Source organism: Formosa sediminum (genome assembly GCF_007197735.1).
Taxonomy (GTDB): Bacteria; Bacteroidota; Bacteroidia; order Flavobacteriales; family Flavobacteriaceae; genus Formosa; species Formosa sediminum.
Window position 1 is genome coordinate 1,848,329 of the sequence record NZ_CP041637.1, and the last position, 19,782, is coordinate 1,868,110.

Sequence of the window (19,782 nt, forward strand, 5' to 3'; positions counted from 1 at the left end):
GTAACCAAAACAATTTTAAATACGAATCAAATGTTGTTAAAAGCAAAAAAGTAATTGTAATTTTGTAAGATGAAATATGTGGTAAATACAAACTATTTAGATGTACAAGATTTTTTAACCGACTGTATTATAAATTATGATACTAAAGGCGAAAATTTTGGTAACCAAAAACGAAATTCTCTAAGACTCTTTAAGTTGGGAGCTCAGACAATTAATATAAAATCGTTTAAAGTTCCTAATATTGTTAATCAAATTGCCTATAAATTTTTTAGAAAGAGCAAAGCTCAGCGTTCTTATGAGTATGCTTCTAAGCTTATAGATTTAGGAATACAAACTCCTGAACCAATTGGATATTATGAATTTACTTCTCTATTTTTGTTTAAAAAGAGTTATTATATTAGTACGCAGTTAGATTGTGACTTGACTTATAGAGAACTTACTCGAGATTTAAATTATCCTGAGCACGATAGAATTTTAAGGGCGTTTACACGTTTTACTTTTACACTTCATGAGCGTAATATTAAGTTTTTAGATCATTCTCCAGGAAACACTCTAATTAAAAAGGAAGGTGATGCCTATCACTTTTATTTAGTAGACCTGAATAGGATGGAGTTTAAACCTATGAGTTTTGAAGAGCGTATTAAGAATTTTTCCAGATTAACAACTCATAAATCTATGGTAAAAACAATGAGTGATGAATATGCAAAACTCTCAGGCGAAGATTTTAATACTGTATATTCATTAATGTGGCAAGAAACTAAAGCTTTTCAAGATAAATCTACACAAAAGAAAGCTTTAAAGAAAAAATTAAGATTCTGGAAAGCCTAGTCATAGAATCTGATTTTTCTTTTAATTTTTTTATAATAATATTTCCATATAGAATTAAATTTATTTTTAAAGCTAATAACGCGCCATTTATTATTTGGTTCTAGCTCTATCCTAATTGTTTTTTTAATGTCTTCAGAAAAATTAAATGTTTCTAAAAAAAGTTCTAAATTAACTTTACCAAAGCCTCTAAATCTGTTTGTCTTGTTTTCATAGTGTATAATAGAAGCCCAGATGTATTCATCTTTAATTTGTTTAAGTTTTTTTACCCGTTTCCAATCGCCGTGTTTTTTTGAGTTCCAAATGGTAATTGGCTTCTCGTTTTTTTCTATTAAAGACAAGAAGGGATTAAATAGCTGTAGCCTATTTCCTAAGCGGTATGAAGGCGATATTTGTAACGTATAGCCCTTAATAAAATCTAAAGCTAAGAAGTCTTGATTGTTAAATTTATTTTGAATACTTTCTACATAATTATTTGCTGTACAATCATCATTATCTAATCTAGAAGTAATTATATACTCTGTTTTACATTTACTAATTTCTTTTTCTATTTCAGGTAGGAAGGCGGGCATCCCTTCAATATAAAAAGGTTTAAAATTTGGCAATTGTGCTGCAATTTCCGAAATTATAGTTCTAAATTCTTGTTTTGTAGAGCTGTCAAAATATACCAACCACGTAAAGTTTTTATTGGTTTGGTTAGCTATACAGGGTACACAAAATTCTGTGAAAAGTTTAAAACGGTTACGGTGCCACTCATCTGTTAAAACATCAATATTGTTTTTATTTGTTTGCCACTCTTCTTTTCTTAAATTAAAACGTGTAATTATAAAATGCTCGAACATTAGATATAAGATTTTAATAAAAATATAAAACTTAACAAGGTTATATATAAATGAAGTAAAATTTAAATTATTTAATAGTTATAATAATATTTCAATTATAAATAATAACAATGTTAATGTGGGGTTTAAATTCTGTTTTTTCTTAATAACCATAGCTTTATATATCTCATAAAAATAACATAAGCTTGTATGGTGCCAATAGTAAAACCTACCAGTCCATCTCTAAAACCAAATTGTATAATGTAGTGTTTAAAAAATCCCCAAAATGGTTTTATAACAAAATGATAAGGTGTGAGTTTTCCTGTTTTTTTATCGTAATCTTTGGCTTGCCACCAAGCATAACGATTCATTTTTTCTAAATACTTATCGAATGTAATGTAAGTGTTATGATAGAATTTGTGCTTTAATCTGCCTACAGAACCATTAACTTTTATTTCGGCATGTACATGTTTGTCTTCATATTTACAGAAATCACGTTTAAATAAACGGATTACTTTATCGTTTCTCCAACCGCTATAATGCACGCGTTCTCCCATAAAGTGATTCATTCTACCTATCCAATAGGCAGTATGTTCTGGTGCTTTTAGAGTGTCTAGTATTTCTTTTTTCAAATCAGGAGTAACACGTTCGTCTGCATCTACTAATAAAATCCATTCGTGTTTAGCTTGCGGAATGGCCCAGTTTTTTTGAGAGGCAGAATATTCGTATTCTCGGCGAATTACTCTAGTAGCAAGTTGTTGTGCTTTTTCAAAAGTACCATCGGTACTAAAACTATCTACTATTAATATTTCATCAGCAAAATTTACAGATGCTATAACATCATCTATATTATGAATTTCATTCCCTGTGGGAATAATGGCTGTAATTTTAGTCATTTTTTTTAGGTATAGTATAAGGCGTATTAAAACTTTTAAGCGTAAAATAGCCTAAACGTTTTCTTATTTTTAATTTCCTTATTAGGTTTTGGGGCTTCTTTTTTAAATAATTTTTATCTCTATGCAGGAAAGAGATACTCGCATCAATAATACGCGAACTTGACTTACCATCAAAATAAGGATGTATATTATTAATGAGTGCTGTAATATGTTCTAGTATTACTTTAGGCTTCTGCAATGCTGTATTTAAACTATATTCTATAGCATTAGCGTCTGTAATATTAATTAAGTAGTTATGATTAAATGTATGGTTAAATGTAACTACTGGTTTTTTCTGAATTAAAAATTCTTGAATGGCAGAAGTTGTGTCTGAAAACATTACATCTGATATTTTGAAAAGCGGAATTAGATCTGTAGTATCGTAATATGTAAAATTATCACCGTTTAAATTTTTCCATTTCTGTTTTAAGGCATTTGGTATTTTGGGATGTAGCACCATAATAAAATTAAATATGCCTGCCACAGAAAGTCTTTTAATTTCATTATAAACAGCATTGTTGTATGCTAAACTTAAACGTTCTGTAAACGTAGAAGCAATCATAACAGTGGGATATTTGTCTGTTTTTTTATTAGAAATAGGAAACAAAGGGTCTACTTTACTCCAACCTGTTTCTATAACTTCAAAATGGTTATATCTTTTTTGTTGTTTTAAAAACCCCGAAGTTGTTGCTGGTCCTTGTGTGCAATACAAATCAAAAAAACCACGAATTCTAAAGTGTGTAAAACTGTTTTTCTTTTCAGGTCTTTTTTCGGCATTAAAGCCATGAAAAATTTGCACTTTTAAACCTGTAATAAAATCAGGTACATCGTTAGTAGCCGTTAATACAATATCGGGTTGATAGTTAATAACGTCCTTAATATTTAATATATGATTCTTTTTTTTATCCAGCGCTTTTTTTCCATCCTCTAAATCGCTAAACCAAAATACAGTGTCTCCACGTCTCTTAATTTCTTTTTCTAAGGGATTGCCTATAGGTACGGCATAGCTATAGGATATATATATTAAAAACTTATAGGTCATTAATGGAAATAGTTAAACGCTTAAAACTTATAATTAAAAGTGTCTATGTCTTCTGCAAACCAAGCTGCCACAATGTTTTTGGTTTCCTCATCATAAAATTGTTTATACCCACTAGGTTTAGTAGAGTTTAGGTGTGGCAAATTGGGGTCGATACCAATAGTGTTTGCAACAGTTTTATACTCTTCGTTTAAATTCTCAAAATGAATTATTGTATCTAAATCAATTTCTTCATTATTATTTTTAAGCCAAAACACTTGCGGAGCAAATAAAAGAGGTCGTTTTCCGTAGTAAAAATCGTCTTGTTCAACAAAAACTTTAGTTACCCAATCTTTAAAAGAAATGGGATTATCTTTCATGTTAGATTTATTTGTTTTTGTTCTGAATTTGTACTGAGAGACAACTTTAGCCCATGGATTTCTAACCACTGCAAACTTATAAACACTATCCCATTTTTTCTGCCCAATGTATTTAATAACTTCTTTTACAGTTAAATGCTTACGGTATGCTTTCCCGGTTATACTAATAATACTAGTCCCGCCAGTTTTTGCGATGTGAATGAAAACAAATTTTTTATGTTCTCCACTTTTTACCGGAGAGTTGAAAAATAGACCAATACGGTTATTGATTCTTTTATAAAGTTTTGTTTCCATGTAAATAAATTATTACGCAAAGATAACAAATTGTTTAAGCTTATTTTTTTAGAATCAGGTGTTCTTTATATAATTTGATTTTGAAATCGTGTTTAACTTAAAGAAATTGTTTATGCCAGAAATATCAGTAATATTAAGTACTTATAATGCAGAAGCTTGGTTAGAAAAAGTGTTATGGGGTTATAATTGTCAATCTTTTAGAGATTTTGAAATTGTTATTGCCGATGATGGTTCTACTTCTGAGACCAAAGATTTAATACATAGGTTTAAAAAGACTACGAGTTTACAATTAATTCACATTTGGCAAGAAGATGATGGGTTTCAGAAATCTAAAATCTTAAATAAAGCTATACTTGCCTGTAATGCAGAATATATTGTAATGAGTGATGGAGATTGCATTCCTAGATTAGATTTTTTAGACGTGCATGCAAAGTATAAACAGCGTGGTTATTTTTTGTCTGGTGGTTATTTTAAGTTGCCTATGAAGATTTCAAAAAAGATAAAAGAAAAACACATTAATTCTGGTAAGTGTTTTAGTGTAAAATGGCTAAAAAAACACGGCTTGAAGTCGTCTTTTAAAAATAATAAACTGAATGCTAAAGGCTTAAAGTCTGAGCTTTTAAATACCGTAACACCCACTAAAATGACTTGGAATGGGCATAACTCATCAGGGTGGAAAAACGATATTTTAACTGTAAATGGTTTTGATGAGCGTATGCAGTATGGCGGACAAGATCGGGAACTAGGTGAGCGACTATTTAATTACGGTATTAAATCTAAGCAAATACGATACAGTGCAGTTTGTATACATTTAGATCATAAAAGAGGGTACAAAACAGAGGAATCCATAACTAAAAATAAAGCCATTAGAAAATATACCAAAGATTCTAAAACCGTATGGACTTCTTACGGAATTAATAAAGAACGTACTGTACTTACGGCTTAAAATTTAGATTAAAATAGGCTGTTATTTGTTCCCATTGCTTGCGTTTATAATCTAATTTATTATTTACGCTTTTTAAAGAAACAGATTGAGTTGCTAAAATTGGTATGGGATTTGGTGGCCTTTGTTCTGCCTGAATGCACAAAGCGTTATTTATAAGGGACATTGTTTTAAACCATAAATCATCACTTTTGGGTGATATTTTATTAAATAGTTCAACATTATTAAATCTACTATCTAAAATATTAGGAGGGTATAATACCAAAAAGGCACCAACAGGCATTAATAATTTTTCGTTTTTTATAGTGTGTTTAGCAAAAGGCCATTGTAAGTAAGGTAGAGGTGTGTTATTGGAACTGTATGTTATTCTTCTGCATCTATTGCCAATAACTACATTAGGGTTTTTTAAATGCTCTTGATATAGCAATTTAATACTTGAGGGGTGATAGATTAAATCGTCGTCGCAAGTGATAATTATTTTATGGGGATAATTCTCTATGGTATGAATTAATTTTCTGTGCGAAAATGTATAGGGTGAGAATCTAATTTCGAATGTTGTGCCTTGAAGTTTATCTAATGCTTTTGGTATTTTAGAGATATAGCTATCGTTAAGCCATAATATAATTTTCTCTGGTAGCACGTCTTGATTAAGTAAACTTCTAATGGTAATATGAAGCGTTTTTAGTCTAGATGGTATTGTTGTAAGAGAAACTATAACAGGGACGCGTTGTTTAGTGTCTTCTCTAAAAGTATGTGTGGGTTTAAATATTAATTTGGAACTGTGGTATAAGGAGGATGGAACTTCAATAATTTTCAAAATATAAATGGTTAGAATTTGTAATTAAAAAGTTCTATATCTTCAGCAAACCATTCTGCTACAATTTTTTTTGTTTCTTCGTCGTAGTACGACCTGTAGTCGCTAGGTTTGGTAGAATTTAAATGCGGAAGATCTGGATGTATACCAATAATATTAGCGACTTCTCTATATTCTTCATTTAAATTTTCAAAACGAATTATTTTATTTAAATCTATTTTATTTTGATTGTTTTTTAACCATTCTACTTGGGGAGCAAATAATAATGGTCTTACGTGATAATAAAATTTATCTTGTTCAACAAAAACTTTTTGCACCCAATCCTTAAATGCAATTGGATGATCGGCCATCCTTGATTTATTAGTTTTTGTTCTAAATTTGTATTGAGAGACCACTTTATCCCAAGGATTTCTTACAATAGCAAAAGTGTAAGCATTATCCCATTTTTTTTGTCCAATATGTTTTATAACCTGTTTAGCAGTTAAATGTTTGCGGTAAGCTTTTCCTGTTATACTTACAACACTTGTACCACCGGTTTTAGCTATATGTATAAATACAAAATTTTTTAATTCCCCTTTTTTGAGAGGGGAATTAAAAAATAAACCAATACGGTTACCTATTTTTTTATAAAATTTGGTTTCCATTTATAGATTTTAAACAGCAACGTTATTATCGCGTAAAGCATCGTTTAAAGAGGTTTTCTTATCTGTACTTTCTTTACGTTTTCCTATAATTAAAGCACATGGCACTTGAAATTCTCCGGCAGGGAATTTTTTTGTATAACTTCCTGGTATTACAACAGAACGTGCAGGTACTCTACCTTTAGTTTCTACAGGTGTGTCTCCAGTAACATCAATAATTTTAGTACTCATTGTTAATACCACATTAGCTCCTAAAACCGCTTCAGCTTCTACGTGTACACCTTCAACAACTATACAACGCGATCCTACAAATACGTTATCTTCTATAATTACTGGTGCCGCTTGTAATGGCTCTAATACACCACCAATACCAACTCCTCCAGAAAGGTGAACATGTTTACCAATTTGTGCACAGCTACCTACAGTTGCCCATGTATCTACCATGGTACCTTCATCTACATATGCACCAATGTTTACATAACTAGGCATTAAAATAGTACCTGCAGAGATATAGGCACCATGACGTGCAACAGCATGAGGTACTACACGTATACCTTTCTCTGCATATCCAGTTTTTAATGGAATTTTATCATGAAATTCTAAAGGTCCACATTCTATAGTTTCCATTTTCTGGATAGGGAAATACAGGACTACACCTTTTTTTACCCATTCGTTTACTTGCCATCCATCTTCGGTAGGTTCCGCAACACGTAATTCTCCTGAATCTAAAAGAGAAACTACTTTTCTAATCGCTTCAATAGTCTTCTTTTCTGATAATAAAGCTCTGTTTTCCCAAGCTTCTTCTATGATAGATTGTAATTCTTTCATTTTAATTCTTTAAATTTTTTCAAATATACTTTTATAATTTATCTCCTTAAAACCCAAAACATAAAAAATACTTAAATCTTTATAAAGAGAATCTATTATTCTTTTAACGCTTACCATTAACTTTGTCAAAAAAATATAAATAATGGCACGTGTTTTAGCATTAGATTTTGGAAAAGTAAGAACAGGAATAGCGGTAACAGATGAATTTCAAATTATTGCTTCTGGGTTAACAACTGTAAATACTAAAGAACTTATTCCATTTTTAAAAGATTATATTGCCAAGGAGCAGGTTGAACTTTTTGTGGTGGGTGAACCAAAACAAATGGATGCTACAGCTTCAGAAAGTGAAGTTTTAATTATTCCATTTTTAAAACAATTAAATAATGCTATTCCTAATATTCCTGTGGTGAGAGTAGATGAACGGTTTACATCTAAAATGGCATTTCAGACTATGATAGATAGTGGGCTTTCTAAAAAACAACGCAAAAACAAAGCTTTAGTAGACGAGATTAGTGCAACTTTAATATTACAAAGTTATTTATCGTCAAAATAATACCGTATAAATAAACAGAATCCTTAAAATATCCGCTTATCGATAAATAAATGATGTTTGACTAAATTTTTAATTATTACTGAAGCTAGCTTATATATTTGCTTGAAATTAGTTAATGCTATGAACTATAATAACTTAATGTTTTTTGTGATTGCTTTTTGTTTTGCATCTCTAAAACTTAGTGCACAAACCATCGATACAGTACAAATAACCCCGCTTACAACCACAGTAATTGATGTTAAACCATCAGATTTAAATTTAACTCATGTTAAAGATGACAATAAAGTATTGATAATCACGAATCGTCATCGTGATTTAATTAATACCATCGTAAACTCTAAAATTAAATGTGCCATAGATTTGTTTACTATTGTTATAACATCAGAAGCTTGTTAATTTAAAAAAATTACACACTTTCTTAAAGGAATTTTAATATTATAGGCTATTAACGGTAAGAATTGTATTTTTGCATTTAAATTTTTTATAACGCAGAGAAATGATTTTACCAATTGTCGCTTATGGCGATCCCGTATTAAAAAGAGTAGGACAAGACATAGATGCAGAATATCCAAATTTAGCAGAGCTAATAGATAATATGTACGAAACTATGTATAATGCCTATGGTGTAGGTTTGGCCGCGCCGCAAATAGGTTTGCCAATTCGTTTATTTATAATAGATACAACTCCCTTTTCTGAAGATGAAGATTTAACAGAGGAGGAAATAAACACCTTAAAAGCGTTTAATAAGGTATTTATTAATGCTAAGATTACGGAAGAAGAAGGCGATGAATGGGCTTTTAATGAAGGTTGCTTAAGTATTCCAGATGTTAGGGAAGATGTGTTTAGAAAATCTAAAATAACAATAGAGTATCTAGATGAAAATTTTGAAAAACATAAAGATACTTACGACGGATTAATTGCTAGAGTAATACAACATGAATATGACCATATTGATGGTATATTATTTACAGAGAAACTATCTACATTAAAAAAACGTTTAATAAAAGGACGACTAGATAACATTTCTAAAGGGAAAGTTAGAGTGGATTACAAAATGCGTTTCCCAAAGCAAAAAAAGAGACGATAATATTTGTATAACACTGGCAAACACAAGATATTTGCCATCTTTTAAAAAATAAATTATGAGCTTAGATAAAGTATTAGCTATTTCAGGAAAACCAGGATTATATAAATTAATCATGCAAACAAGAAACGGATTTATTGCAGAATCTTTATTAGATAATAAAAGACTTTCTGTAACTATGAATCATAATGTAAGCGTTTTAAGTGAAATTGCTATTTATACATTAACAGAAGAAGTGCCTTTAAAATCAGTACTTCAAACTATTGCTACTAAAGAAAACAATGGTCCCTCAAGTATCAGTCATAAAGATAGTAAAGATAAGTTAGAAGAATACTTTTTTGAAATTTTACCAGAGTATGATGAAGATCGTGTATACCCTAGCGATATTAAAAAAGTAATACAATGGTATAATTTACTTCAAAAAAATGATCTTTTAGATTTTACTGATGAAACTGAAGATGACAATGAAACTGTAAGTGAAACTCCAGTTTCAGAGAACGAATAACAATACATACCCATAATATAGATATTAAAGTCCGGCCTTACGTCGGACTTTTGTTTTTATTACCTTTAGCTAATCAAAAATTATTTATAAAACATAGAATGAATACACGTGCCCAACAACTTCAAGCTTTTGATAGATTATTAACCATTATGGATGAACTTCGCGAACAATGTCCTTGGGATAAAAAACAGACTATGGAATCGCTACGTCATTTAACGATTGAAGAAACTTACGAACTTGGTGATGCTATTTTAGATAACGATTTACAAGAAATAAAAAAAGAATTAGGAGACGTTTTACTTCATATTGTATTTTATTCAAAAATTGGAAGTGAAACCAATACTTTTGATATAGCAGATGTTTGTAATGGTATCTGTGAAAAATTAATAGATAGACACCCGCATATTTATGGTGATGTGAAAGTAGAAAATGAAGAAGATGTAAAACGAAATTGGGAAAATTTAAAATTAAAAGAAGGGAATACAAGTGTGCTGCAGGGCGTTCCAAGTAGTTTGCCTGCGTTGGTTAAAGCTAGTCGTATTCAAGACAAAGTCGCCGGAGTTGGTTTTGATTGGGAAGAACCACACCAAGTTTGGGAAAAAGTAGAAGAAGAACTCGAGGAGTTAAAGGTTGAAATAAAAAATGGTAATCAGCAAAATATGGAAAATGAATTTGGAGATGTATTATTTTCTTTAGTCAATTACGCTAGGTTTTTAAAGATTAATCCAGAAAATGCACTAGAGCGAACCAATAAAAAATTTAAAAAAAGATTTGAATATTTAGAGACTCAGGCAAGTATATTAAATAAGTCTTTAAAGGATATGACACTCCAAGAAATGGATGTATTTTGGGAAGAAGCAAAAAAACTTTAATTTATTTTAAATTTTGTAATCCAAACTCTTTTTTCTTACGTATATATTAATAACAGTGACATTATTCTTCAAAGATTGAGATTAATAGCATGATTCTTACAATTTAATAATGTCATTTTTAGCAAATTATTTCTATTTAGGTTAAGAAATAATGGTTAGGTTAGTTAGTAATTTAATCCTACTTGATATAAAATATCAAGTAGGATTTTATACTTTTTAAGCCTGTTTTATTTTTCACTTTCGGCTTTTATTTTTTCTTTAGGTCTAATAATCATTCTAAAGGATTGGTCTTTATTTATATAATACCCCATCCAATCATAGAAAGCACGCATTCTGTTTCTAAAATTAACTAAAGACATGATGTGTACAAAAATCCAAACACACCAAGCAATAAACCCTTTTAAAAAGAATTTGTGTTCTGGACCGTCTGTAACCGCTTTATTACTTCCAATTATAGCCATAGACCCTTTATCTGTGTATTTAAAAGGTTTCCAGGTATTTGCTTTTAAATTTTTACCTAAACGCTTGGCTTGTTGTATGGCAACTTGTGCTAATTGTGGATGACCTTCAGGATAATTTTTATCTCCAAAAACTAAGGAAGTATCCCCGATAGCATAAATGTTTTTGTAACCTTCAACTAAATTATAGGCGTCTGTTTTTAAACGTTTTCCACGTCCAAAACTCTCGGCTTTAAAACCTTCAAAAGTTCTTGCAGATATTCCTGCGGCCCAGATTAAGTTTCTAGAATTAATTTCTGTGCCATCAGAGAGATAAACGACATCATTTTTAAAGTCTTTTACAAAGGTGTTTAATTTTATAACAACACCATATTTTTTTAAATTTTCGTAGGTGTACCCTTGGGTTTTTTTCGACATGGCTGCAAGCACAGCATCCTGACCGTCTATAAGATAAATGTTACCTAAATCTTCAGTATTTAGTTCTGGATAATCTTTTTTTAGAATATGTGCACGCATTTCAGAAAATAAACCAGATAGTTCTACTCCAGTTGGTCCAGCTCCTGCTATTACAAAAGATAGTAAAGTTTTTCTTCGTTCTGGATCTTGTATTCGTGTAGCCCGCTCTAAACGTGTAAAAATAACATTACGTAAAGCTAAAGCATCAGATATCGTTTTCATTGGCAAACTATAATTTTCAATATTTTTATTGCCAAAGAAATTTGTTTCTGCACCAGAAGCCATTACTAATATATCGTAATTTAATTCACCGTTACTTAAAACAATTTTGTTATCTTCAGGAACAACTTTAAGGAGTTCACCCATGTAAAATTTTACATTGTCATGTTTTCTTAAAATTTTTCTAAAGGGGTAACTGATGGCAGAAGGCTCCATAAAACCTGCTGCAACTTGATAGAGTAGGGGTGGAAAAAAATTGTAATTATTTAAGTCTACGAGAATAATTTTGTATTGGTGTGCATGTTTAAGTTGATTGATAAACTCTAAACCCGCAAAACCACCACCAACAACTATAATTGTTTTCTTATTTTCCATAATAATAAGTTTAATTTAGTTGAATTAGCTGCAAAGATAATGTGGTTTTTTTTAATAAAATAGGAACTGACAAACTGATTTATATTAAAAGCACTCAATTGTGAATTTGATTTATTAGCGTTGCTTTTTATCTGTTTTTTAATTTTAATTTATAAAAAAAGTTCATCCAAAATAGATTTGAATGAACTTGATAAATGAGAGATTACCTTTTTTTATTAATATAAGGCTTTTATTTTACTAAGTTTGGTTTTCCATAGTTTTAATTCGTCTTTGTGTTTAGCAATATTTGCATGGACTTCTTTAACTAAAGGATTGTCGTCTTTAACATTTGTAAAGAACTGTAGGTTATTTTCAAGTTGATTAATTTCACTCTTAATTTCGTCTATTTTTTTGCGTATAAATAGGCGCTCATTATCTAAGTGTCTTGTGTCTTCTGTACTATTAAGTTCATCTAATTTATTTTCAAACTTAATTAGTTCAGCTTCATTTTTATCAATTTTTATTTGTTTAAAGAGTTCGTCTAAAGCTTTATTAAATTTACCTTCTATAAAACGTTTGTTGCTTGGTACTCGTCCAATCGCTTTCCAGGCTGTAATTTGGGTTTTTATTGTACTTAAGTCTGTATCTTTATTATTAGTTAATTCTAAAGATTTAATGGTGTCTAAAAGCTCACTTTTTGCTTTAAAAGCTTGATTTTCTACTTCGTTCTCTGCATTTCTTTTAGCGTGTAACTTGTCAAAATAAGCATTACAAGCGGCTTTAAATTGTTTCCAAATTTTGTCACTGTCTTTACGCGGAACATGACCAATTTTTTTCCAATCGTTTTGTATTTTTTTCATTAGAGGTGTTGTTACCTCTGTATCTTCATTGTCTTTATTCGCTTCAGCGATTTTTATAAGCTCTAATTTTTTCTGAAGATTATCAAACTGTTCCTTCTTTAAATCTTTATAGAAGACATTCTTTTTTCGATTAAAAGCGCGGACAGCTTCTTTAAATTTAGCCCAAGTGGCTTCATTTACTTTTAAAGGCACCTTTCCTGCGCTAAAGAAAGCTTCTCTTAACTGTTCAATTTCTTTAATTTTTGACTGCCAACCATTGTGAGATTTTGCTCCTGTAGCTGTTAAAGCTTCAATTTTTTCAATGATTTCAGTTTTCTTCTCAAGATTTTTCTCGTAAACTAAATCTAATTGATCGTAATACGCTTGGCGTTTATTGTGAATAATTTTTGTAGCAGCTTTAAAACGATTCCAGATTTCTTCTCTATATTCTTTAGATACAGGACCCAGTTCTTCTTTCCACATTTTATGAAGTACTTGCAATTCTCTAAACGAACGATTAGTATCGTCGTCTTGAGCTAATTCTTCAGCACGTTCAATAATTTTTAATTTTAAATCTAAATTGTGTTTAAAATCTAAATCTCTTAAATCGCGATTTAGATGTAAAAAATCATAAAAAATCTCTACATGATGGTGATAGCTATTCCAAGCATTATTGTACTTATCTCTAGGAATAGGACCAGCATTACGCCATTGTTCTTGTAAGTCTTTAAAGTGTTTGTAGGTTGTATTAATGTTTTCTTCTACATTAATTAAGCCTTTAATTTCTTCAATAATTTGTAGTCTATTATCTAAATTAGATTTTAAATTATTTTCTATATTTTTATAATGTGCGTGTAATTTTCCTCTGTATTCTTTATAAGCGTCTTTAAAGCGTTTTTGTATTGGGCTAGAATAATAGAAGTCTATTTCATTACCACCATCGTTTAAAAACTCTTCTTTTTTCTCGTCTATTAATGTATTAAATTTAGAGTTAAATTCATTTTTAATGCCATCAACATGTTCTTTAATTGCCTGAACTTTTTCACTTGAAACTAATTTTTCAAGTTCGATAACCAAGGCTTCTAAAGACATAGTATCGTATTCTTTAAACGGAATAGTATGCCTGTCATTGTTACCTTCATCTTCGGCATCTTCAGCATTTGAGGCTTCGATTTCTTCGAAAACGACGTCTTCATTTTTTACATCTTCAGTAGAAGTTGTATTTTGTGTTTGTGATATTTCTTCCGAAGTTGAAGCTATACTTTGTTTTTCTTCGTTTCCGTCTACAGGGTGTAGGTTATCTTGCTCTGACATTTTAAAAAATGTTTGTTCATTAATATTAGTTTCTAAAGATACTAACAACTCTTATAAATACAAAGTGTTGTATAATTTAAATCAAAGGGTTTTATGTTTTATAAATTCCAAATCTCCCAAGATTTTTCTGCCTGATTTACAAGCATATTGTAGCCATTTAAAATTGTAGCGTGTTTTGCTTTACCTTTTTTTAAAAACAGGGTTTCTTCGGGATTGTATATTAAATCGAAAAGTAAATGGTCTGCTGTGATGTCTTTATACGGTATATTCGGACAATCATTTACATTGGGAAATGTGCCAACCGGCGAACAATTAATTATTAGTTTATAGTCTTTTAACCCAGATTGTAGTAGCTCATTATAGCTTATAGTTTGGTTGTTTTTTGGAGACCTTGAAACATATTTAAAAGGGATGTTTAAATTTTTTAAAGCATAAGCTATAGCTTTACTAGCACCTCCAGTACCTAAAATTAATGCGTAATTATGATGAGGTTTTAAATGGGGTTCTATAGATTTTTTAAATCCATAATAATCGGTATTACTCCCAATAAGTTTTCCTGTTTTAGTTAGCTTTATAGTATTTACAGCTCCAATTTCTTTGGCTTGATCGTCTAGGTCGTCTAAAAAAGGTATAATTTGTTCTTTATAAGGAATGGTTACGTTTAAGCCTTTTATTTCTGGATTGTTTTTTAATATCGAAGGAAATTCTGAGATATCATCTAAATCAAAGTTTTGATATGTGGTATCTTTAATATTTAAATCTTCAAATTTTTTTTTAAAATATGTGTTAGAAAACGAATATGAAATTTGTTTTCCTAGTAAGCCTAATTTATTCATGTGTAGTTCGTGTTTTTTCGCCGTATATTTCTAAAGCCAGTACAAGTCCAATTCCTAAAATTATTAGAGATATAGCTATATAGGTTTCTGTGTTTAATTGGGGTATATAACGAATATAATTTGAAATTACTTTAGCCCCTGTAGAGTCTATTGCAAATTCTCCAGATTCTAATGTTTTATAAACAGTTTCTTTCCAGGGCCAAACTACACCTAAAGAACCTACAATAAAACCAATAATCGATGCCATAGTAATACTCTTATAATGCTTTAAAATGTAGCTTAGTACATGAGAAAAAGTGACTAAACCTGTTAAAGACCCTAATGTAAATACGGTTAAAACTTGAAGTAACCTTATGCGTAAGGGATTATGTGAAAAACTAAAATCCCATTGAATAATTTGGGCTACAGTGTCGTATAAGGCATTTACAGAATCTACCAATAATAAAACATAATTACCTAATAAAATTAAAATAAAGGATCCTGAAAATCCTGGAAGGGTCATTCCCGAGACACTAATTATACCACAAAAAAATACAAACCAAAGATTATCATTTTCTTTTGCAGGATCTAGAAAACTAATACTAATACCTAATGCTGTGCCAATTATTAAAGCTAAAATAGTTTTGTAATTCCAGTCTTTAAAATCTTTACTAATGTAATAGATGGAGCCTATAATCATTCCAAAAAAGACACTCCATACATAGAGTTCGTAATGCTGAATTAAATAGTCTAATATTTTAGAAATACTAAAATAACTAATAATCATTCCTAAAAATAGCAGGCTTAAAAACCGTCCATTTATGTATTGGTACAAGCTTTTAAATCTACCATTAACAAGAAGCTTTAACGCTTTACCATTAAATTTTTGAAGCGAATAAATAAATTCTTCATAAAATCCAGAAACAAAAGCAACAACACCACCCGAGATTCCTGGAACCTTGTTTGCCGCCCCCATTCCTAGTCCTTTTAAGACCAAGAAAATCTTATCAGATAATGTTCTTGTGCTTTCCATTAACTTTTATTGGTCCCAACTCTTTCTAAAATAAAGATAGTTAAAAATCCAGCAATCATTAAGCCAATTGCAGGTATAAGTTGAGCGTCTATTTGATTCATATTAGAATATATACTAGGTGAGGTACTGCGCTCTACAACTGTTTTGTATATTTCTGTAAGTTGTGTTTGTTTTTCGAAAATTGAAAGTGTTCCCAGTTCTGAAACTTCAGAAAAAGGTAAAATACGCCCAGTTTCTTTTTCTAAAACAGTGGCTGTTATTTTCCAAGGCCAAACTTTATTTAAAGATCCAAAAATAAATCCAGTTAAAACAGCTAATGTAATGTTGTGATAATGTTTAAATAACCATTTTAATAAATGGCTAAAACTTAATAGTCCAACTACTGCACCAGACACAAATAACAGTATTTTTTTTATGTCAAAATCGTGTAAAGCATCACTTAATGTTTTATAGGCACCTAATATTAGTAAAATAAAAGATCCTGAAATTCCTGGTAAAATCATGGCGCAAATAGCTATAGCACCTGCGAAAAATAAAAACCAAGGGCTTGCAGTGCTACTTAAAGAAGGTAGTGTGGTAATATAATACGCTAAAATTGCACCAGCAATAAGGCTTAAAATTGCGGCCATATTCCAACGCTCTATTTGTTTTCCAACAAAAAATATACTTGCAATTATTAATCCGAAAAAAAATGACCAAATCAGTACAGGGTGGTGTTCTAGTAAATATTTAGCAACACGCATAAACGAGATAAAACTAACAATAATACCTATGAGTAATGCCGTAATAAAATTACCGTTTAATTGTTTCCAAAACGCAATAAAACCATCTGTTTTAAGTGTTTTAAATAGAGATAGATTTATACCGCTTATTGTTGCGATAAGTTCTTCATAGATTCCAGAAATAAAAGCGATTGTTCCTCCAGAAACTCCAGGAACAGCATCGGCAGCTCCCATTGCTAATCCTTTAAGTGAAATGATTAGATAGTCTTTTAATTGTCGTTGCATTATTAGGTTTTAAATTCTAAATCCAAAGGTATGAATTTTACCCACATTGCACAGTCTAATCTTTTGCTTTAAGCGCTTTTTTAACGAGTTTAGATGAATATGTTTCCGGAAAGAGTTCTTCAATAATAAAAACATATTCAGGATTATAGTGTAAACCATTTTTTAAGTGAAATGAAGCTTTTTCAATTTCATTGCCTTTAAAATACAACCCTGCTAAACGATATTCTATCTCTGCATTTTCTGGATAGAATTCTGCAGCTTGCAATAAATTAAAGATAGCAGCTTCTGGTTCTCCTATTTTTATTAGAATATCGCAACGAGATAGCCATGTATTTAATTCGTAATTTCCTAACTCGATTGCTTTTTTATAGCCGAATTCTGCTTCTTCTAAAAAATTTAAACGATGGTTAATTTGAGCATATAACTTCCAATATTTTACATTTTCACCATCAATACTTATGGCTTTGTTTATGTAATATAATGCTTTTTGAAAGTTTTTTTGTTTGCTGTAAAATTTTGTAATTGCTACCCAACCTTTATCTAATAACGGATCCTCATGTACCGTTTGTTTATAATATTTAATTGCAAGTTCTGTTTTGTCTAGTTTCTCGTAGCATTGGCCAATACGTAACAGCGCAAAGGAAGTAGGGTCGTCTAAAGATAGTGATGTGGTATAACTTTCTATAGCATCTTCAAAACGTTTAAGTTTTTCAAGAACTTTTCCTTTTTCAATATAAGCGCCTACAAATGTATCGTCTGAGATAATTGCAAAATCGTAGGCAGCAATCGCTTTTTTATAGCGTTTTAAAGCATAATATTGTTTACCAAGTTGGTGCCAAGCAACTTCACTATACGGATTCTGATCTAAATATAAATTAAGATACTTAATTGCTTCTTCATGCTGTTCCATGAATTCAAAACAGTAAATCATGTTATATAGAGCAGAATAGTCTTCAAGATCTTCTTCTAAACATTTAATAAAACTATCTTTTGCTTCTTCAAATTTGTCTAAGAATAAATATTCCATGCCTATTAAAGAATACAAATCTGCAGTTTCATCGGCAAGATTAATGGCTTTTTTTAAGACATCTATGGCTTGCTCGTGCTGGTCTCGTTTTGATAAGATATTAGCCTTCTGAATGTAAATTTCTTCATTCTGAGGTTCTAACATATACAAATCGTTTAACATACTATCTGCTTGTTCCAATTTGTTTTCAAAAACAAAAACTTCAATTTTAAAGAGTTTTAAATTGGTACTTGTAGGATGTTGATCTAAACCTAATTTTATGGCTTTTTTAGCCAGTGCAATTTTTCCTAAATCTAAGTAGTAGTGAATTATATTTTCAAATTCTTCTGAATCAAAAAACAACACATGGTTTGTTTTAAGCATTGATTCAAATTTAATTAAAGGTAACTCGTTGTTGTTAGGACTGAACTCCATAGGCAGTTGTATATGGTTTCTTATACCATTAAATGTAATACTCAAATTTAAGCATAATTAAAAAAATAGATAAATGTTTTCAACAAAGTAATCAACAGTATTTTTTTATATTAAACTTTAAGTGTGTTATGTTGTTGTTATTTAGTTGTTTACTGAGTTTAAAATGTCGATAATTATTTTGCAACCGGCTTTTATTTCTTCTAGAGAAATAGTTAAAGGCGGGGTGATTCTTATTGCTTTAGGTTCGAAAAGGAGCCAGAAAGCAATTAATCCTCGATTTTGAGCTTCTAAAATAACATGATTTGTAAGTTCTTCACTTGGTGTTAATGCTGCTAGCATTAAACCTCTACCACGTATTTCGGTAATTAAAGGATGTTGTAGTAAACGTCTAATATGTTGTTCTTTTTTTAGAGCGTCTGCCATTAATGTTGTTTCTGTAACTTCTTTTAATGTCGCTAGTGCAGCAGCTGCTATAACAGGATGCCCTCCAAAGGTGGTTATATGTCCCATTTTTGGACTGTCTTTAAGCAAACTCATTAATTGTGTTGAAGCTGTAAATGCTCCTATAGGCATTCCGCCACCTAACCCTTTTCCCATTACTAATATGTCTGGAACGCAGTCGTAATTTTCGAAGCCAAAAAGTTTCCCTGTACGTCCAATTCCGGGTTGTATTTCATCTAAAATTAAAAGAGCTCCAACGGCTTGGCAACGTTTTTTTACTTTGTTTAGATATCCGTTAATCGGTTCTATAAATCCAGCTCCTCCTTGAATAGTTTCTAGAATTACAGCAGCCGTTTTGGTAGTGATGTCTTCTAAATGTTTTTCGTTATTAAACGTAATTAATTTAGTACCGGGTACTAAAGGTCTATAGGCTTGTTTACGTTCTTCATACCCCATAACACTCATAGATCCCATAGTGTTTCCATGGTAAGCATGTTTTGCAGCTATAATTTCACTACGTCCAGTGGCACGTTTGGCTAATTTTAGAGCACCTTCAATAGCTTCTGTACCAGAATTTACAAGATAAGTTTGTTCTAAAGGTTCTGGTGTATGGTCTGCAATAAATTGAGCTAAAGCTACTGCCGGACCTTGTATGTATTCGCCATAAACCATTACGTGTAGGTATTGGTCTAATTGTGTTTTAATAGCATTGACAACTTTTGGGTGACAATGCCCTAAACTACAAGCCGAAACTCCTGCAACAAAATCTAAATATGCCTTGTTATCCGTATCGTAAATGTATGAACCTTTTGCTTGAGATATCTCCATGGCTAAAGGGAAAGGAGAAGTCTGTGCTTGATATTTAAAGAATTGGTCTTTCATCATATTAAGT

Annotated in this window: 21 protein-coding genes; 7 read left to right on the plus strand and 14 right to left on the minus strand. The window is 30.6% G+C overall.

Annotation, left to right across the window (positions count from 1 at the left end):
- Positions 1 to 69 precede the first annotated feature (69 nt).
- Positions 70 to 828 carry a lipopolysaccharide kinase InaA family protein gene (locus FNB79_RS08135; protein ID WP_143380843.1) on the plus strand — a complete coding sequence of 253 codons (759 nt, stop codon included), beginning with the start codon at positions 70 to 72 and terminating at the stop codon, positions 826 to 828.
- Here the strand turns inward: FNB79_RS08135 and FNB79_RS08140 are convergent.
- From FNB79_RS08140 to FNB79_RS08155, 4 genes are all read right to left on the minus strand, one after another.
- Positions 825 to 1,667 (minus strand): glycosyltransferase, encoded by an 843-nt coding sequence (locus FNB79_RS08140; protein ID WP_143380844.1) that lies wholly within the window; start codon positions 1,665 to 1,667, stop codon positions 825 to 827. The genes FNB79_RS08135 and FNB79_RS08140 overlap by 4 nt on opposite strands.
- Positions 1,668 to 1,792: 125 nt before the next feature.
- Positions 1,793 to 2,542: a glycosyltransferase family 2 protein gene (locus FNB79_RS08145; protein ID WP_143380845.1), complete on the minus strand. Its 750-nt coding sequence runs from the start codon at positions 2,540 to 2,542 to the stop codon at positions 1,793 to 1,795.
- Positions 2,535 to 3,623, minus strand: a complete 1,089-nt coding sequence (locus FNB79_RS08150; protein WP_143380846.1) for a CDP-glycerol glycerophosphotransferase family protein — start codon at positions 3,621 to 3,623, stop codon at positions 2,535 to 2,537. Before FNB79_RS08150 ends, FNB79_RS08145 begins: the two co-directional genes overlap by 8 nt.
- A gap of 20 nt (positions 3,624 to 3,643) precedes the next feature.
- Positions 3,644 to 4,273, minus strand: a complete 630-nt coding sequence (locus FNB79_RS08155; protein ID WP_143380847.1) for a sulfotransferase family 2 domain-containing protein — start codon at positions 4,271 to 4,273, stop codon at positions 3,644 to 3,646.
- A gap of 112 nt (positions 4,274 to 4,385) precedes the next feature.
- Here FNB79_RS08155 and FNB79_RS08160 point away from each other — a divergent pair, with 112 nt between their 5' ends.
- A complete protein-coding gene (locus FNB79_RS08160) occupies positions 4,386 to 5,219 on the plus strand; it encodes a glycosyltransferase family 2 protein (protein ID WP_143380848.1) in 834 nt (277 codons plus the stop codon).
- On the opposite strand, the gene FNB79_RS08165 is transcribed toward FNB79_RS08160, so the two are convergent.
- From FNB79_RS08165 to FNB79_RS08175, 3 genes are read right to left on the minus strand one after another with little or no spacing between them, the layout of a single operon-like run.
- Positions 5,209 to 6,033 (minus strand): glycosyltransferase, encoded by an 825-nt coding sequence (locus FNB79_RS08165; RefSeq protein WP_246073347.1) that lies wholly within the window; start codon positions 6,031 to 6,033, stop codon positions 5,209 to 5,211. The two genes, FNB79_RS08160 and FNB79_RS08165, sit on opposite strands and share 11 nt — an antisense overlap.
- 11 nt (positions 6,034 to 6,044) lie before the next feature.
- Entirely contained in the window at positions 6,045 to 6,674 is a 630-nt protein-coding gene (locus tag FNB79_RS08170; protein WP_143380849.1) for a sulfotransferase family 2 domain-containing protein, read from the minus strand.
- 9 nt (positions 6,675 to 6,683) lie between these two features.
- The gene (locus tag FNB79_RS08175; RefSeq protein ID WP_143380850.1) at positions 6,684 to 7,499 is read right to left on the minus strand and encodes a 2,3,4,5-tetrahydropyridine-2,6-dicarboxylate N-succinyltransferase; all 816 of its coding nucleotides are present in this window, start codon (positions 7,497 to 7,499) and stop codon (positions 6,684 to 6,686) included.
- 142 nt (positions 7,500 to 7,641) lie between these two features.
- On the opposite strand from FNB79_RS08175, the gene ruvX reads away from it, so the two are divergent.
- From ruvX to mazG, 5 genes are all read left to right on the plus strand, one after another.
- Entirely contained in the window at positions 7,642 to 8,052 is a 411-nt protein-coding gene (ruvX, locus tag FNB79_RS08180) for a Holliday junction resolvase RuvX (protein ID WP_143380851.1), read from the plus strand.
- 57 nt (positions 8,053 to 8,109) lie between these two features.
- Positions 8,110 to 8,448, plus strand: a complete 339-nt coding sequence (locus FNB79_RS08185; protein WP_143380852.1) for a hypothetical protein — start codon at positions 8,110 to 8,112, stop codon at positions 8,446 to 8,448.
- Positions 8,449 to 8,548: 100 nt separating this feature from the next.
- Positions 8,549 to 9,139, plus strand: coding sequence for a peptide deformylase (gene def / locus FNB79_RS08190; RefSeq protein WP_143380853.1), 591 nt, complete (start codon positions 8,549 to 8,551; stop codon positions 9,137 to 9,139).
- 55 nt (positions 9,140 to 9,194) lie between these two features.
- Entirely contained in the window at positions 9,195 to 9,641 is a 447-nt protein-coding gene (locus FNB79_RS08195) for a DUF5606 family protein (protein WP_143380854.1), read from the plus strand.
- A gap of 98 nt (positions 9,642 to 9,739) precedes the next feature.
- Positions 9,740 to 10,513, plus strand: coding sequence for a nucleoside triphosphate pyrophosphohydrolase (gene mazG / locus FNB79_RS08200; RefSeq protein WP_143380855.1), 774 nt, complete (start codon positions 9,740 to 9,742; stop codon positions 10,511 to 10,513).
- Between the two features lie 227 nt (positions 10,514 to 10,740).
- On the opposite strand, the gene FNB79_RS08205 is transcribed toward mazG, so the two are convergent.
- The 7 genes from FNB79_RS08205 to FNB79_RS08235 form a co-directional block, all read right to left on the minus strand.
- Complete coding sequence (locus FNB79_RS08205) at positions 10,741 to 12,021, minus strand: NAD(P)/FAD-dependent oxidoreductase (RefSeq protein ID WP_143380856.1); 1,281 nt, start codon at positions 12,019 to 12,021, stop codon at positions 10,741 to 10,743.
- Positions 12,022 to 12,236: 215 nt separating this feature from the next.
- The gene (locus FNB79_RS08210; RefSeq protein ID WP_143380857.1) at positions 12,237 to 14,153 is read right to left on the minus strand and encodes a DUF349 domain-containing protein; all 1,917 of its coding nucleotides are present in this window, start codon (positions 14,151 to 14,153) and stop codon (positions 12,237 to 12,239) included.
- Between the two features lie 98 nt (positions 14,154 to 14,251).
- Positions 14,252 to 14,989, minus strand: a complete 738-nt coding sequence (locus tag FNB79_RS08215; RefSeq protein ID WP_143380858.1) for a shikimate dehydrogenase family protein — start codon at positions 14,987 to 14,989, stop codon at positions 14,252 to 14,254.
- Entirely contained in the window at positions 14,982 to 16,001 is a 1,020-nt protein-coding gene (locus FNB79_RS08220; protein WP_143380859.1) for a DUF368 domain-containing protein, read from the minus strand. Before FNB79_RS08220 ends, FNB79_RS08215 begins: the two co-directional genes overlap by 8 nt.
- Complete coding sequence (locus FNB79_RS08225; RefSeq protein ID WP_143380860.1) at positions 16,001 to 17,008, minus strand: DUF368 domain-containing protein; 1,008 nt, start codon at positions 17,006 to 17,008, stop codon at positions 16,001 to 16,003. The genes FNB79_RS08220 and FNB79_RS08225 overlap by 1 nt, the downstream gene beginning before the upstream one ends.
- Positions 17,009 to 17,063: 55 nt before the next feature.
- On the minus strand, positions 17,064 to 18,449 hold the full coding sequence (locus tag FNB79_RS08230; RefSeq protein WP_143382587.1) for a tetratricopeptide repeat protein: 1,386 nt from the start codon (positions 18,447 to 18,449) through the stop codon (positions 17,064 to 17,066).
- Between the two features lie 141 nt (positions 18,450 to 18,590).
- A complete protein-coding gene (locus FNB79_RS08235; RefSeq protein ID WP_143382588.1) occupies positions 18,591 to 19,772 on the minus strand; it encodes an aspartate aminotransferase family protein in 1,182 nt (393 codons plus the stop codon).
- Between the last annotated feature and the right edge of the window lie 10 nt (positions 19,773 to 19,782).